The sequence below is a fragment of the Saccharibacillus sacchari genome (assembly GCF_037722395.1).
Lineage (GTDB): Bacteria > Bacillota > Bacilli > Paenibacillales > Paenibacillaceae > Saccharibacillus > Saccharibacillus sacchari_A.
Map to the genome: position 1 here is coordinate 48,722 of NZ_JBBKAR010000058.1, position 14,516 is coordinate 63,237.

11 protein-coding genes are annotated in these 14,516 nt (G+C 57.3%); 7 read left to right on the forward strand and 4 right to left on the reverse strand.

Annotated elements, in window-relative coordinates; genetic code table 11:
• Positions 1-233 precede the first annotated feature (233 nt).
• Together WKI47_RS24405 and WKI47_RS24410 are read right to left on the reverse strand one after the other, a co-directional pair.
• Positions 234-1,013 carry a Cof-type HAD-IIB family hydrolase gene (locus WKI47_RS24405; protein ID WP_340229806.1) on the reverse strand — a complete coding sequence of 260 codons (780 nt, stop codon included), beginning with the start codon at positions 1,011-1,013 and terminating at the stop codon, positions 234-236.
• 38 nt (positions 1,014-1,051) lie between these two features.
• A complete protein-coding gene (locus WKI47_RS24410; protein WP_340229807.1) occupies positions 1,052-1,828 on the reverse strand; it encodes a Cof-type HAD-IIB family hydrolase in 777 nt (258 codons plus the stop codon).
• 351 nt (positions 1,829-2,179) lie between these two features.
• On the opposite strand from WKI47_RS24410, the gene WKI47_RS24415 reads away from it, so the two are divergent.
• Positions 2,180-3,586, forward strand: coding sequence for an NAD-dependent malic enzyme (locus WKI47_RS24415; protein WP_340229808.1), 1,407 nt, complete (start codon positions 2,180-2,182; stop codon positions 3,584-3,586).
• A 363-nt stretch (positions 3,587-3,949) separates the two neighbouring features.
• Here WKI47_RS24415 and WKI47_RS24420 read toward each other — a convergent pair whose 3' ends face one another.
• Positions 3,950-5,326, reverse strand: a complete 1,377-nt coding sequence (locus WKI47_RS24420; protein WP_340229809.1) for an LLM class flavin-dependent oxidoreductase — start codon at positions 5,324-5,326, stop codon at positions 3,950-3,952.
• 220 nt (positions 5,327-5,546) lie between these two features.
• Positions 5,547-6,446, reverse strand: a complete 900-nt coding sequence (locus tag WKI47_RS24425) for a LysR family transcriptional regulator (protein WP_340229810.1) — start codon at positions 6,444-6,446, stop codon at positions 5,547-5,549.
• 204 nt (positions 6,447-6,650) lie between these two features.
• On the opposite strand from WKI47_RS24425, the gene WKI47_RS24430 reads away from it, so the two are divergent.
• The 6 genes from WKI47_RS24430 to WKI47_RS24455 all read left to right on the forward strand — a co-directional run bounded on the left by WKI47_RS24430 (position 6,651) and on the right by WKI47_RS24455 (position 14,149).
• Positions 6,651-7,319, forward strand: a complete 669-nt coding sequence (locus tag WKI47_RS24430; RefSeq protein WP_340229811.1) for a carboxymuconolactone decarboxylase family protein — start codon at positions 6,651-6,653, stop codon at positions 7,317-7,319.
• 64 nt (positions 7,320-7,383) lie between these two features.
• Positions 7,384-9,006: an ABC transporter substrate-binding protein gene (locus WKI47_RS24435; protein ID WP_340229812.1), complete on the forward strand. Its 1,623-nt coding sequence runs from the start codon at positions 7,384-7,386 to the stop codon at positions 9,004-9,006.
• A gap of 398 nt (positions 9,007-9,404) precedes the next feature.
• Positions 9,405-10,352, forward strand: coding sequence for an ABC transporter permease (locus WKI47_RS24440; protein WP_340229813.1), 948 nt, complete (start codon positions 9,405-9,407; stop codon positions 10,350-10,352).
• Between the two features lie 31 nt (positions 10,353-10,383).
• Positions 10,384-11,637, forward strand: coding sequence for an ABC transporter permease (locus WKI47_RS24445; RefSeq protein ID WP_340229814.1), 1,254 nt, complete (start codon positions 10,384-10,386; stop codon positions 11,635-11,637).
• On the forward strand, positions 11,634-13,037 hold the full coding sequence (locus WKI47_RS24450; RefSeq protein WP_340229815.1) for an LLM class flavin-dependent oxidoreductase: 1,404 nt from the start codon (positions 11,634-11,636) through the stop codon (positions 13,035-13,037). Before WKI47_RS24445 ends, WKI47_RS24450 begins: the two co-directional genes overlap by 4 nt.
• Positions 13,038-13,303: 266 nt before the next feature.
• Positions 13,304-14,149 carry a copper homeostasis protein CutC gene (locus tag WKI47_RS24455; protein WP_340229816.1) on the forward strand — a complete coding sequence of 282 codons (846 nt, stop codon included), beginning with the start codon at positions 13,304-13,306 and terminating at the stop codon, positions 14,147-14,149.
• The last annotated feature ends 367 nt before the right edge of the window (positions 14,150-14,516 follow it).

Genomic DNA, 14,516 nt, shown 5'->3' on the forward strand with positions numbered 1-14,516 from the left:
AAAGGTTTGATAAACGAACACCCGCCGGCCGTCATAGCCCCGTCCGTAATTCTTTTGTTAGTATAGCATGTTGCACTCTTCTGCCGCCTTTTGCTTTGAAGCTTATGAGCTGGTAAACGGCAAGGGCAGAGGGGAATTTCAGTGAAGGTACAGCATTTCGAAGAAATGCACTTCGGAAGCATAATCCGCGAAGTTCCCCCTACGCCCCTAAGCCATTACCAACGAATAGGACTTTAAAGCAGTCCGGCCAATTTGAGGCCATACGCGATTCCGTCGTCTTCGTTCGTTTTCGTCACCCATTTCGCGACGGCTTTGACTTCCGGCAGGCCGTTGCCCATCGCGACGCTGTTGGGAATGCCGCTCAGCATTTCCATATCGTTCAACGCATCGCCGAACGCGTATTGGCGCTCCGGCGGGATGCCGAGTTTGTCCGTGATTTTGCGGATGCCTTCGAGTTTGCTTCCGCCTGCCGGCAGTACGTCCGCGGAGATGGGGCTCCAGCGGATAAAGGACAAGGCAGGGAAGACCGCGTCGTATAGTTTTTGGTCTTCTTCGTTGCAGAACAGCGAAGCCTGGTACACGAAGCCCGTTTTATAAAAGTCCGGGTCCGGCGTTGCGAGCGAGATGTAGTTAAATAGCATACCGAAGCCTTGCGCGACGAATTCGTCGTTGGGCACGGTGGCTTTCATTTCCTCGTCGTCGATCAGGATGACCGGGTGATTGTGTTTTATGGCGATCTCCGTCATTTGCTCCAGCGAACTTTTATTGATCGGATTGGTGTAGATGACCTGGCCGTTCAGCACGACGTATTGACCGCTATAGCTGACGTACGTGTCGATGCCCAGCTCCTCGCGGATTTCTTTGAACATAAACTGCGGCCGTCCCGTCGCGATGGCCACGATATGACCTTGTTTTTTAAGTTCGAGGATCGCGTCTTTGGCGGATTGCGGCACGTTTTTTTGCTCGTCTACCAGCGTACCGTCGATATCGAAAAAGATAATGCTTTGCTCCATGTTTGCGCCCTCGTTTCTTTTTATCACGTGATTTTAATTTAGAGCAGTCCGGCCAGTTTCAGCCCGTGCGCGATGCCGTCTTCGTTATTGGAAGTGGTGACCCACTTGGCCGCGTCTTTGGCTTCTTGCATTCCGCTGCCCATGGCAACGCTGTTTGGAATTCCTTGTAACATCTGAAGATCGTTGAGCGCGTCGCCGAACGCATATTGGCGCTCCGGCGGAATGCCGAGTTTCTCCGTGATTTTGCCGATGCCTTTGAACTTGCTGCCTCCTGCCGGAAGAACGTCAACGGAAAACGGATGCCAGCGAACGAAATCGAAAGCGCTGACCAGCGATTCGTAAGGTTTCTCTTCGCCTTCCGCGCAGAAAAGCAGGGATTGATAAATAAAACGATCTTTGTGGTACGACGGATCGTGCGTGGGCAGAGTACCGATATTCAATGTGCCGATACTTTCCGATACGCGTTCATTGTCGGGTACATTGGCGCGCATGTCTTCGTGGTCCATGTAGACGACGGCGTGCTCGTTTTGCATCGCGATATCGGTCAGTTTTTGCAGGGCGTCCGCGTTGAGCGGATTCGTGAACAGGACTTCGCCTTCAAGGACGACATACGATCCGTTATAGCTAACATACGTGTCGATGCCCAGTTCTTCGCGGATATGATCAAAAAAGAAAGGCGCTCGGCCTGTTGCGATTGCCACGATGTGGCCTTGTTTTTTCAGTGAGGCGATCGCTTCGCGGGTTGATTCGTTGACCTGCTTTTCGTCGTTCAGGAGTGTACCGTCAAGGTCGAAAAAGATAATGCTTCTCTCCATATGCGTTTCCCTCCGGATGCGGATGTCGCGACAAGTATTTTGGATCGTCGCGCGTTCGCTATTTCTTCTGTGGCTTTATTTATCTATTTAGGTGCTCTCTCTGTCTCTCCTATTATAACATGACGAGAGGAGGTGAGCCTTGAGTTAACAAACTAATACATAATCCTGTCAGTGCGTTAATCTTTTCCCGCAGCAGCTTCGGCGCACAGAACGGATAGGTTCGCCAAAAGCGGTCGCGAGCGGAGAACACGCAGTTATGCTATAATAATGGCGGATTTAGATGTAAGCGTTATCAGTTAGCGGGCGAGGTCTTGTGCCTTTTCCCTATTCCGTATCCTCAGGAGGTAGACGATGGCCCTTGGAACGAGCATGATTATACGTTTGCAAATGGATAAGAGACAGGTCACGTTCGGCGAAGTGGCGGGAGCGATCGGAGACGGCGGCGGCGATGTCGTCGCGATCGACGTGATTCATGCCAGTCCCGAACATACCATCCGCGACCTGACCGTCAATTTGCCCGAAAAAATGCGTGAAGCGGTACTTGAGGCGGTCGAGGCGCTGCCGGGCGTGACGATCGTCAACGTATCGGACCGTACGTTTTTGGCGCATTTGGGCGGCAAGATCGAGATCCGGTCCAAAACACCGGTCAAAAACCGCGAGGATCTGTCCCACGTTTATACGCCGGGCGTTGCCAAGGTATGCCGTGCGATCCATGAAGATCCTCAGAAAGCTTTTACGCTGACGATCAAACGCAATACCGTAGCCGTGGTCTCTGACGGAACGGCCGTGCTGGGACTTGGAGATATCGGACCGAGAGCGGCCATGCCGGTTATGGAAGGCAAAGCGATGCTGTTCAAGCAGTTCGCCGGCGTCGACGCGTTCCCGATCTGTCTCGACACGAAGGACACCGAAGAAATCATTCGCACGATCAAATTGATTGCCCCTGCGTTCGGCGGCATCAATCTGGAAGATATCGGCTCGCCGCGCTGCTTCGAGATCGAGCGCAGATTGGCGGAGGAACTCGATATTCCGGTGTTCCACGACGATCAGCACGGAACGGCAGTGGTCGTGTTGGCGGGATTGCTGAATGCACTGAGCATCGTCGGGAAAAAATTGGAGGACGCCAAAATCGTGCTTCTCGGCGTCGGTGCGGCAGGGTCGGCGTGCATCAAAATGCTGCTGTCCGCAGGCGCGCACAACGTGATCGCGGTCGATCATTGCGGCGCGCTGCACAAGGCGGACAAATACGACAATCCGATGTGGGAATGGATCGCGGACAACTGTAATCCCAACGGGGAAACCGGGCAGTTGGAACAGGTCATCCAGGGCGCGGACGTCTTTATCGGCGTGTCCCGTCCGAATCTGCTGACGCTGGATCATATCAAGTCGATGGCATCCGATCCGATCGTGTTCGCGATGGCGAATCCCGACCCGGAGATCGATCCCGAATTGGCGGAAGCCCATGTCCGCGTGCTGGCGACGGGGCGCAGCGATTTCCCGAACCAGATCAACAACGTGCTGTGCTTCCCCGGCATGTTCCGCGGCGCTCTGGACTGCCGCGCCAGCGTCATCAACGAAGCGATGAAAGTCGCCGCCGCCCAAGCGATCGCGTCCGTCGTCGAAGACGACGAGCTGAACGAACAATACATCATCCCGAGCGTGTTCAACGACAAGGTCGTCGACCGTATCCGCGACGCCGTCGTCAAAGCCGCGATGAAAACCGGCGTAGCGCGGAGAATCCCGCCGGAGTTCCGTTAAGCGGATCAGGGGGTAGACGTAGGGCAGCGTTGAGGATTAGAGTATGCAAGGGGGTTCGTCGATTAAGTGCAGATGTGCAATTATTTCAGGCTTCTTTTTCCCGGCAATCGAAATAGATGCGCATATCCATTTATTTGGAGAGAAAAAGCGCAAATCAGCGTGAAGACGGCGAATTAACTGTATATTTGCGCTTATTTTTTAAAAATGACTAAAATCGAAGAAAATAACTGTATATCCGCATTTATTTGAGCAAGCGTTCCTGTTCGCAAAAAAGGACTGTTTCCCAGCCGCCATCCGGCTGCGGGGCAGTCCTTTTTGTATATCTTTGAGCAATATTTTTCCGTTTGTTCACTTTTGCAAAAATCAGCGCGCTTTATCCGTTTCCGCAAGGTTGCGGAACGCCGCGCCCGGATGGCGGTCGGGCAATCGGCGATTTCCGGCGCCGAACAGCCGCTCCCGCAGCGTGCTTTCTTCGTACTCGCGCCGGAACAGACCGCGTTCCTGCAACACCGGCACGACCATATCGACGAAATCGCGCAACGTATCGGTCAGCAGATACCGTTCCAGGTTGAAGCCGTCGATGCCGGTCGCTTCCGCCCATTCTTGCATACCGTCCGCGATTTCCTCGGGCGTGCCGACCAATCGAATGCCGCGGAATTCTTTGTCGGCGAAATTATCCGCGACTTGGCGAACCGTCTGCACGCTGCCGGAATGGCGGGTATACCGCTCGGTGTGCGAACGTCCGCGCTCCGTGGATATGCCTGTGAACGGAGCATCGGGGTCGAGCGCATCCAGATCGATGCCGGTCGCATTCGCGTAGGTAAGCAAAGCGGCTTCGCGGCTGCGGTACGCGCGATACTCGGCTTCTTTTTGCTGCGCTTCTTCGCGGCTCCTGCCCACGATCGCGGACAAGCCGGAGAAAATCTTGATATCGCGCGGGTCGCGCCCGTGCGCTTCGGCGCGGCGTCGGATATCCGCGACCTGATCGCGCAAAGCTTCCTGCGTCGGCGCTTTGAGGAACACGCCTTCGGCATGTTTGGCCGCGAAGTCGCGCCCCCGCTCCGAGCTTCCCGCCTGGAACAGCACCGGCGTCCGCTGCGGCGAAGGCTCGCACGCATGCGAAGCCTCAAGCTTGAAATACCGGCCTTCGTGCCGGACGACATGGACTTTGGAAGCATCGGCGAACAAGCGCTTTTCCTTGTCGCGAACGACCGCGTCGTCCTGCCAGCTTCCTTCAAGCAGTTTGTAGCTGGCTTCCAAAAACTCGTCGGCCTGATCGTAGCGTTCGGAGTGTCCCAGCGTATCTTCGCGTCCGAACGCTTTGGCCGCGCTGGTCCCGCCGGCGGCAACCACATTCCAGCCGATCCGACCTTCGCTCAAATGATCGAGCGTGGAGAAGCGTCGGGCGTTGGCGAACGGCTGCTCGAACGTCGGCGAAGCCGTGGTGACGAAGCCCAGATGCGTGGTCGAGGCGGCAAGCGCGGACAGGAGCAGCATGGGATCGGCGACCGGGGCATACACGGCTTCGCGCAGCGCAAGCTCCGCGTTATTGTCCGGATACCCGTAGGAATCGGCAAAAAAGATAAAATCGAACTTGCCGCGTTCCAGTAGCTTCGCGATCTCGATCCATAGCGGCAGCGTGTTGTAGCGATGCGATTCGTTGCGCGGATGCGCCCACAATCCCTGGGTCATTTGATTAGGCGTCAAAATATCGAACACGCCGAGATGAAGTTGGCTCATGGTCGTTCCCCTTTCCGTATAGGCGATGAAATACGACCAACGATAACGGAGCGAGAGGCGATTGTACAATTGAAAAAGCGAAAGAGACGGTTTAAAAAAAGTAAATCGGCCGGCGCAAAAAGGCATGTACGCAAACTCCGCCGGAAGCGGCATAGGTCGGACAGGCAGACCAAGACGCGTGCCGTTAGTTCCAAGATACGCTTCCGGCCCGCCCTTCTGTTCAAACGGGCAACGCGCTTTCGGCCACGCTGCGTCCGATCTCTTCCAGCAATTCTTCGGTAATACGCGCCGGAGCCGGTCCGCCGCGCCGGGTCAGCAGACCGAGCACGGGCCCTTCCGATAAACCTTCCAAAGGCACGACTACCGTGCCGGGAAGAGGAGGAGACACCGCAACCGCCGGAGCGAGCGCGATGCCTAGCCCCGCTTGCACGAAATATTTGATCGCCGTGATGCCCGCGATCTCGACAGGCTGTTCGCGCAGCGTGCCGATATGCCCGGCGATTAGCGTCTCGATCCGAATGCGGAACGGGCAGGTGCCCGGCGTGAACAGGAACTTTTCTTCGCGCAATTCGCCCAGGCGCACCGATTCCAATCGTTCCAGCCGATGCCCGGCAGGAAGCAGCAGTACCAGTTTTTCGTACACGAGCGGCGAAAAGTCCAGCTCGATATGCGATTCCGGTTGATTGCACAGCGCGATATCGATCTCGTCTTCGAGCAGCATGCGGATCAGGTCTTTCGACGTGCCGATCTTGATCTGAAGCTGCGTTTTCGGTTTGCGCGCGGTAAACGAAGCCAAAATGCCCGGCAGCCGATTGCTGGCCGACGGCTCGGAAGCGCCGATGCGCACGATGCCGGCGTCGCCGGACACGAAGTCGCTGATCGCGGTGTTCATCGCTTCGTATTCGCGCAGCAGCGCTTCGGCGCGTTTGTTGAACAAGCGTCCCGCGCTGGTCAGCGTGATCGTTTTGCCGCGGTCAAACAGCTTGAAGCCCAGTTCGTCTTCCAGCTTTTTGATCTGGACGGTCACGGTCGGCTGCGAATATTGTAGCGATTCGGCCGCTTTTTGGAAGCTGCCGAGCTTGACGATCGTGTGGAACGTTTTGATTAAACGGATCTCCATGCCTGCGCCTCCCTTTTCCTAAATTCAGCAGCTTTCGACACCTATACGGCAAGCATAACCTTATCAATTTAAAAATATTAAATTGCGTCTTTAGGTTTTTCAATTATACGTAAACTGTGATTTGCACTATTATAACAGACATATACCCGACTAAATCAAGTGGAATACCAGATAAAATGATCGGGGAGAGGAGATTGTCCATTTATGTCCAACGAAAGTTTGTACGTCCGCCGTTCGCCGTCTTTTTCCGCCGCTTTCGCGGCTGCCAATCCGGAAGCCCTTCAGGCTTTCGGCGCTTTCAATAACGCGGTGTTCGCCGACCGGGAATTGAGCGTGAGAATCAAAGAACTGATCGCCGTCGCCGCGGCCCATATCACCGGCTGCCCGTATTGCATCGAAGCCCATGTGCGCAAAGCCAAAACACTCGGCATTTCGCAAGAAGAATTGTTCGAAGCGTCCACGGTGGCGGCTGCGGTCAATGCGCATTCCGCTTTTTATGCCAGCGTGAACGCCTTGAACGCGTACGAGCAAGAATTCGTGCCGGGAGACGATCTGTATCCGCGTTCGGCGCTTGAGCAGATCGGCCGGTTGGAACCTGCCGCGCCGGAAGCGTATGCCGCCTTTTTCGACTATGTGGAGACGACCCTTCGCCCCAACCGTCTGACCGCGCAAGAAAAGCTGCTGGTGGCGACCGCTTCGGCCCACGTGACGGGGAGCGCGTACAGCATCGAGATATTCACCCGCCGGTTGCGCGACACGGGAGCCACGCTCGCCCAGGCCGCCGAAGCCGTGCTCGCCGCGACGGCGCTGGCTGCGGGCGGCGTATTGGCGCACCGCGTGCATACGATAGCCGCTTACGAACCGCAACTTTAAAAACAAACGAGTACGACTGCGACACCGACCGGTCCAACCGCCGAATCCGAAGGAGGAACGTAACATGAAATCTTACCGTCAAACGATCGGCCTTACGCTGGCGGCACTGCTGCTCGCTTTCACGGCCGCCTGCTCGGACGGACCCGATACGACGGGAACCGCCGCCGCTCCGCAGGATGCTTCGACCGCTGCCGATCCCGCGTCGACGCCTGTTGCCGAGACGAACGCGGCGCAAGGGACGACGATCAAATACCCGTTGAGCCAAAGTCTGCCGACGCTCGATCCGCATCTGTCGCTCGGCGGCAGCAACGCGACGGTCGTGCTCAATATTTTCGAAGGACTGTTCGCTTTTAACGAAAATTACGAGCCAATCCCGATGCTGGCCGAGTCGTTCGACGTCAGCGAAGACGGCCGCACCTACACGTTCCGACTGCGTCAGGGCGTCAAATTCCATAATGGCAAAGAGATGACGGCCGCAGACGTTGCCGCGTCGCTCAATCGCTGGAAAGACACCGCTCCGCGCGCCAAAAGTTCGTTCGGCGAAGCTTCGTTCAAAGAAGACGGCGATTACACGGTCGTGCTGGAGCTGAACGATCCGAAAAACGATATTCAGGCGCAATTGAGCCACGTGCTGAACTTTGCCGCGATCATGCCCAAAGAAATCGTCGAAGCGGCCGCGCCGGACGGAGTGACCGAATATATCGGCACCGGCCCGTTCAAATTCGTCGAATGGAAAAACGATCAGTACGTGCATCTGGCGAAATTCGACGATTACCAAGCGGTAACGGCTGAAGCATCGGGCTTTTCCGGCAAAAAAGAAGCGCTCGTGCAGGACGTTTATTTCACGCTTGCCACCGATAACGCGACCCGTTTCTCTTCGTTCCTGGCCGGGGAATTCGATGCCGTCGACGTCAACCAGGACACGCTGCCGCAGGTGGAAAACGATCCGAACATCACGCTGATCAAAGACCTGTCTTCCGACTTCAATCTGGTATTCAACAAAAAGTCCGAGCTGTTCGCCGACGTCAAATACCGCCAAGCCGTAACGGCTGTGCTCGACGCGGACCAGATTTTGCTCGCCGTCGCGTCCACTCCTGAACTGTACCGACTCAACCCGAGTTATATGTACAAAGAAAACGCCCAATGGTACAGCGAAGCCGGAAGCGAATCGTACAACCAGAAAAATCCGGACAAAGCCAAGCAACTGCTGGACGAAGCGGGCTACGCCGGACAAACGGTGCGGCTGTTAACGACCAAAGAAACCGGCACCTTCTATAACGCGACCTTGATGCTGCAATCCCAACTGGAAAGCATCGGCGTCAAAACGCAGGTCGACATCTACGATTACGCGACCATGCTGACCAAGCGCGGCGAAGAAGGCTCCTGGGATCTGTATCTCGGACCGTTTCTCGTTCCTTCGACTCCGTCGCAACTGCTTTATCTCAACCCGACCTACGGCTTTGCCGACGACGCCAGACTGGCCGAATTGCTCAAAGCCGCCACGTCCGCGATCGGCGAAGACAACATCAAGCAAGCCAACGACGAACTTCAAGCTTACGAATGGGAATACCTCGCCGCCGCGAAGATCGGGGACACTTACAAATACACCGCGATCCGCAGCGACCTGAACGGCCTGACCCTGCTCGGCGGTTTCCCGAACCTGGCGAATACGAGCGTGAAGGAATGAGTGAGGCGGCTTTCAAAAAAATTGCGGCTGCATGAGACATTCCGAACAACAATCAAACTGCCGGTTCGCGAGGTGAAATATCAGGCAGAATTGAGTCGGCATCACAGCGTTCGGAAAACTTAGTCTGCGGGTGTCTGACAACTATTGAAGGCATCTTGTGTTGCGGGCGTCCAACAAATAAGTCGATAAGCACCGGTTTACGGCCTATTTGTTGCAAGAATCCATCATTACCGTGCATCAACGATCAGATGTCAGCGGATAAGGAAAAAATGATGGATTCCTGCAACATTCCGATATTATTGGGTGACGTTGGCTCTGAAATGATGGACGCTCGCAACATTCGCATACTGCTTTTCCGCTCGATCCCGGATCTTTTCCCTCAACAAAGGAGGTACCCAATGGCTGTCTACATGCTCAAACGTATCGGCGCCCTGATCCCCACGCTGCTTATCATGTCCGTCATCGTATTCCTGATCGTCTACCTGATCCCCGGCGATCCGGCGCGCGTCATGCTGGGCGAAGGGGCGGACGAAGCGTCGGTGCGGCAGCTCCGCGAGCAGATGGGGCTGAATGCGCCGCTGCTCAATCAATATGCCGACTGGGCGTTTTCGGCGCTGCGCGGCGATATGGGCGATTCGTACGTGCTGCGCAAACCCGTAACGGAAGCGATCCTCGAATATATGCGTCCGACGCTGTCGCTGGCGGTTGTGGCCGAGGTATTCGCGTTGGCGATCGCGATACCTTTCGGCCTCCATGCGGCGCGGTATCGCGGGGGTTGGGCGGATCGGCTGCTGTCGGCTTACTCGCTGCTCGGCATGACGATTCCCGGCTTTCTGCTCAGTCTGTTTTTGGTGCTGCTGTTCTCGGTCAAGCTGCAATGGCTGCCCGTTTCCGGTTACGCGCCTTTGAGCAGCGGTCTAGGCAATTTTCTAAAATATCTGATCCTGCCCGCGGTGTCCGTCGGCGTTTTGATGTCCGCGCTGATCGCCCGGATGGTGCGCGCGTCCGTGCTTGAAGTGCGCAATCAGGACTACGTTCGCACCGCCCGGGCCAAAGGCGTGCGCGAAGGGCGTATCCTGTACCGGCATATGCTGCGCAACGCGTTGATCCCGATCTTGACGGTGGTGGGAGGCACTTTCGGTACGCTGGTAGCCGGAGCCGCGATCGTCGAGACCATTTTCAATATTCCCGGCATGGGGCAACTGCTCGTCAGTTCGGTGTCCCATCGCGATTACGCGGTCGTGCAAGGCGTGGTGCTGGTGATCGCAGGCATGTACGTGCTGGTCAATCTGAGCGTCGATCTGCTGTACGCGGTCGTCGATCCGAGAGTGAAGCTGCGGGGGTAAAAGCATAAACCTGGCGAAAGGAGGTACGGATATGGGCAAGGTCAATGACAAAAAAGACTCCGAAAGGCTGATTTTCGATATGCCGGAAAAAGCGGGGTTTCGCAGCAGTGCGGCTTTGGTGCAAACGCTAGGCTCGCGCTGCACCGAAGGATCACGCCATATCGAAGCATCGGGCCGCTTTGAACATTCGAAGCGGACGGATGCTTCGGATCGTTCGAATTTTTCGCACAAGCCCTCTGTCTCGGCATCGGATTCGCCGGGGATCGGACAAGGCGCTTTTGAACGCGTCGCTATGGATTCGTCGCGATCGAAATCTAATATTCCCAACAGCCGAACGGTTAGCGGGACGGATAAAAAAAGAGCGCCTCGCCCGGGTTCTACGGGCATCTTGCATCTGAATCCGTCTATCGTCGCAGGCGGGGTGCTCCTGCTGCTGACTTTGGCCGCGGTGGCATTGAAGCCGATTATCGCGGGGTACGGGCCTCAGGATGTAGATATCCTGGGCCGACTCGCGCCGCCCGGAGGCGTTCACGCGCTCGGCACGGACAATCTGGGCCGGGATATTTTAAGTCGAGTGCTATACGGAGCACAGATTTCTTTGTTGATCGGCTTTTGCACGGCGATCGTATCGTCGCTGCTGGGGCTGGTCATCGGCTTGTACGCGGCGATGTATCGGCGGCTCGATCAGATCTTGATGCGTGTCATGGACGCGATTTACGCGTTTCCGGCCATTCTGCTCGCGATCGCGATCGTGGCGGCTCTCGGGCCGAGCGTGGCCAATCTGATCGCTTGCCTGTCGTTCGTGTTTATTCCGGCCGTTGCGCGAATCGTGCGCTCCGCCGCTTTGGTCGCGAAAGAGCAAACGTACGTGGAAGCCGCGAAAGCGCTGGGCGCGTCGAATACGCGCGTGATCTGGCGCCATATCCTGCCTGCCACGGTAGCCGCATTGGTGGTGCAGGCCACGTTCGTGTTCGCCGAAGCGATCATCGTGGAAGCGGCGCTGAGCTTTCTCGGGGCAGGCATTCCAGCTCCGACGCCGAGCCTCGGCAATCTGCTGTCCGAAGGCAAGCAATTTATCTACAATTCCTGGTGGATGACGATGTTTCCGGGGCTTGCGCTGATCGTGCTGGTACTGGCGGTCAATCTGCTGGGCGACGGGCTGCGGGATCTGCTTGATCCGCAGGAGCGCACAAGCCGCACAGGCGGAGGAAGGCTATTCTCGCTGCGTCGTCCCGGCTTGCGCCGCAAAGCGAAAAAAGAAGCACGAGAGGAGCATGCAGGATGACGAACGTCGACAAAAAGGCACGGAAACAGATCCATTTGGGCGTGTTCGAAGTGAACGGGATCAACCACTTGACGCAAGGAATTTGGGCGCATCCGGGTCAGGAACGCGTTCGCTACAACGATCTGGAGTATTGGATCGAGATCGCGCGGATTTTGGAACGCGGCAAGTTCGATTTTATGTTTTTCGCCGATTCGTACGGGTATCCCAAAAAAGGGCGCGAGCTGCTGCTGCGCGAAGCGTCCGGCACGCCGGGGAACGATCCGATGCTGCTGATTCCCGCGCTGGCCGCTTCGACGCGGCATCTGGCTTTTACGATGACGACCTCTACCACTTACGAAGCGCCATACGCGAATGCCCGCCGCTTTGCCACGCTCGATCATTTGACGCGCGGCCGGATCGGCTGGAACGTCGTGACGACCAGCAGTTCCACGGCAGCCGATCTGTTCGGAGGCGGCGACTTGATCCCGCACGACGAGCGTTACGACCGTGCGGACGAATATATGGACGTGAGCTACAAATACTGGGAAGGCAGTTGGGAAGACGATGCCGTGAAGCTGGACCGCGAAAACCGCACGTTTGCCGATCCCGACAAGGTTCATCAGGTGCGTCACGAAGGCAAATATTTCCGCTCGACGGGAGTCTTGTCCTCGACGCCGTCGCCGCAGCGCACGCCGGTCATTTTCCAGGCGGGCAGCTCGGATCGCGGACGGGCGTTTGCGGCCAAACATGCCGAAGGCGTGTTTCTAAAAGCGCCCACGGTCGAAGTGCTGGCCGGGCAGATTCGGGATATTCGCCGCCGCGCGGCCGAAGCCGGACGCGATCCGCGGCAGATCAAAGTGTTCACGGGCTTATCCGTCGTCGTCGCGCCGACCCGCGAAGAAGCGGAACGCAAGCATGCGGAGTATTTGTCGTATCAGAGCCGCGAAGCGACATTGGCGAGTTACGCGAGCGTGACGGGCATCGATCTGAACGCGCTGGACCCGGATTCCTTTTTCGAAAATATCCATACGGAAATGGGGCAAACGCATACGGATCGTTTTACCAAGCACAGCAAAACGCGGAAAACCGTGCGCGAGGTGGCGGACGATTTCCTGCAAAAAGGATTCCGCGGGCTGACCGTGATCGGTTCGCCGGAAGACGTGGCGGACCGAATCGCCGAATGGACGGAAGCCGCCGATCTGGACGGGTTCAATCTGGAGCCGTATATCTTGCCGGATTCGTACCGCGATTTCGTCGATCTGGCCGTTCCGGTGCTGCAAGAACGCGGATTGTTCCGGCGCGAATACGAAGCGGGAACGTTGCGGGAGCGTTTGTTGGGTGAAGGAATAGCCCGCTTGCCGGAAAACCATCCGGGCGCGGGGTTCCGTCCGGCGCTTTCGGAGTCGCGGGAACGGGGTTGAAGCTGGCTTTGGGTGCGGAAGCCGCGTGCAACGAGGCAAGTCGAGTAACTGCCTGGATTCGTATGGAGGATGAGAGAATATTTTCGGATATGCAGTTATTTGTAAGCAAGACCAGACCGCCCGGCAGCTTTTTCCGGCGGTCTTTTTGCGTGCGCGTGTTTGCGTGCGTGTATTTGCGAGCGCTTTTCGCTCTTACGCTTCCTATACGCTACAATGTAGGCAATACATACATTTTCGATCCCTATAAGGGCAAAGGAGGAACCGCGATGCTGCTTGAAGTGATTGCTTGTACGCCGGAGGATGCCGTGGCTGCGGAAAGGGGAGGGGCGGACCGGATCGAGTGGATCGCCGATCCGCAGGTCGGCGGCGTCACGCCGGACCTGTCGATGGCGGCGGAGATGCGCCGCGCCGTTCGGTTGCCGATCCGCGTCATGGTGCGGCCGCGGGGAGGCGGGTTCGTCTACTCGGAAGAAGAACAGGAACAGATGCGGCGGGATATACGCCGCATCGCCGCCGTAGGCGGCCTCGACGTCGTGACCGGCGTGTTGACGCCGGAAGGGACGGTCGACGAGTCCGCACTGGACGGACTGCTGAACGCGGGGCGAAGCTTCGCGTTCACGTTTCACCGCGCGTTCGACGAAGCGGAAAACCTTCCGCGCGCGCTTGAAGTGCTGTCCGCGTACCCGCAGGTCACGGACATCCTGACTTCGGGCGGAGCGCCCAGCGCGCCCGAAGGAGCGGCCATGCTGGCCGAGCTGCTGCGCTGCTCGCCGCAAGCGGTGGGCGCGCCGTCAAGCGCAGCGCAAGCGCTTCTCCCTACGCAACCGCGGTCTGCGCCATCGACGGCGTCGCAAGACTTCGCGCCGCCGTCAACGCGATCCGACCTTGCGGCCGCTTCGCAAGCGCCCGAGCTGTTGACCGCATCGCCGCAGATTCTCGCCGGCGCGGGCCTGACGGCGGAAAATCTGCGTCCTTTTTTGGACGCGACAAACGCGACCCGTATCCATATCGGGTCCGCGGCCCGTTTCGGCGGGATTTCCTCGGCGCCGATCGACCCGGAACGGGTTCGGGAAATCCGCAGCCTTTTGGAACGGCATCTATCGGGCAGATGAACGGTCTGCTCGACTCGGCCGAATCGGGCGACCGCCGGATCGGTCGAGCCGTTTGCGCTTGGACCGCCGCTTGACCGGGCGACCGGTAAACCGGTAGACCGGAGGCGGAAACGGACAGTCCGCTCCGCTCCGCCTCCGACGAACATTGATGATCCGGGTGACCGGGATTCGAATGTTGACGTTTTGCTCACATTTTAAGAGTTTTGCTAGGGCGTGTACGCAAACTCAGGCGACGTGCATCTTGAGCTGCCTTTTCGCCCTTCTCTACGTCACTTTCCCTTGACGTGCCCCGGCACGCCTTCGGAAAAGTTCCTGGATGAGAACGAAAATTCAGCTCAATCTGCCCCCTTCGGAGTTTGCGTACACG

Coding starts and splice junctions, on each gene's coding strand:
- WKI47_RS24405 (WP_340229806.1), bottom strand. CDS start 1,013: ATGGAGCAAAGCATTATCTTTTTCGATATCGACGGTACGCTGGTAGAC.
- WKI47_RS24410 (WP_340229807.1), bottom strand. CDS start 1,828: ATGGAGAGAAGCATTATCTTTTTCGACCTTGACGGTACACTCCTGAAC.
- WKI47_RS24415 (WP_340229808.1), top strand. CDS start 2,180: ATGGCCCTTGGAACGAGCATGATTATACGTTTGCAAATGGATAAGAGA.
- WKI47_RS24420 (WP_340229809.1), bottom strand. CDS start 5,326: ATGAGCCAACTTCATCTCGGCGTGTTCGATATTTTGACGCCTAATCAA.
- WKI47_RS24425 (WP_340229810.1), bottom strand. CDS start 6,446: ATGGAGATCCGTTTAATCAAAACGTTCCACACGATCGTCAAGCTCGGC.
- WKI47_RS24430 (WP_340229811.1), top strand. CDS start 6,651: ATGTCCAACGAAAGTTTGTACGTCCGCCGTTCGCCGTCTTTTTCCGCC.
- WKI47_RS24435 (WP_340229812.1), top strand. CDS start 7,384: ATGAAATCTTACCGTCAAACGATCGGCCTTACGCTGGCGGCACTGCTG.
- WKI47_RS24440 (WP_340229813.1), top strand. CDS start 9,405: ATGGCTGTCTACATGCTCAAACGTATCGGCGCCCTGATCCCCACGCTG.
- WKI47_RS24445 (WP_340229814.1), top strand. CDS start 10,384: ATGGGCAAGGTCAATGACAAAAAAGACTCCGAAAGGCTGATTTTCGAT.
- WKI47_RS24450 (WP_340229815.1), top strand. CDS start 11,634: ATGACGAACGTCGACAAAAAGGCACGGAAACAGATCCATTTGGGCGTG.
- WKI47_RS24455 (WP_340229816.1), top strand. CDS start 13,304: ATGCTGCTTGAAGTGATTGCTTGTACGCCGGAGGATGCCGTGGCTGCG.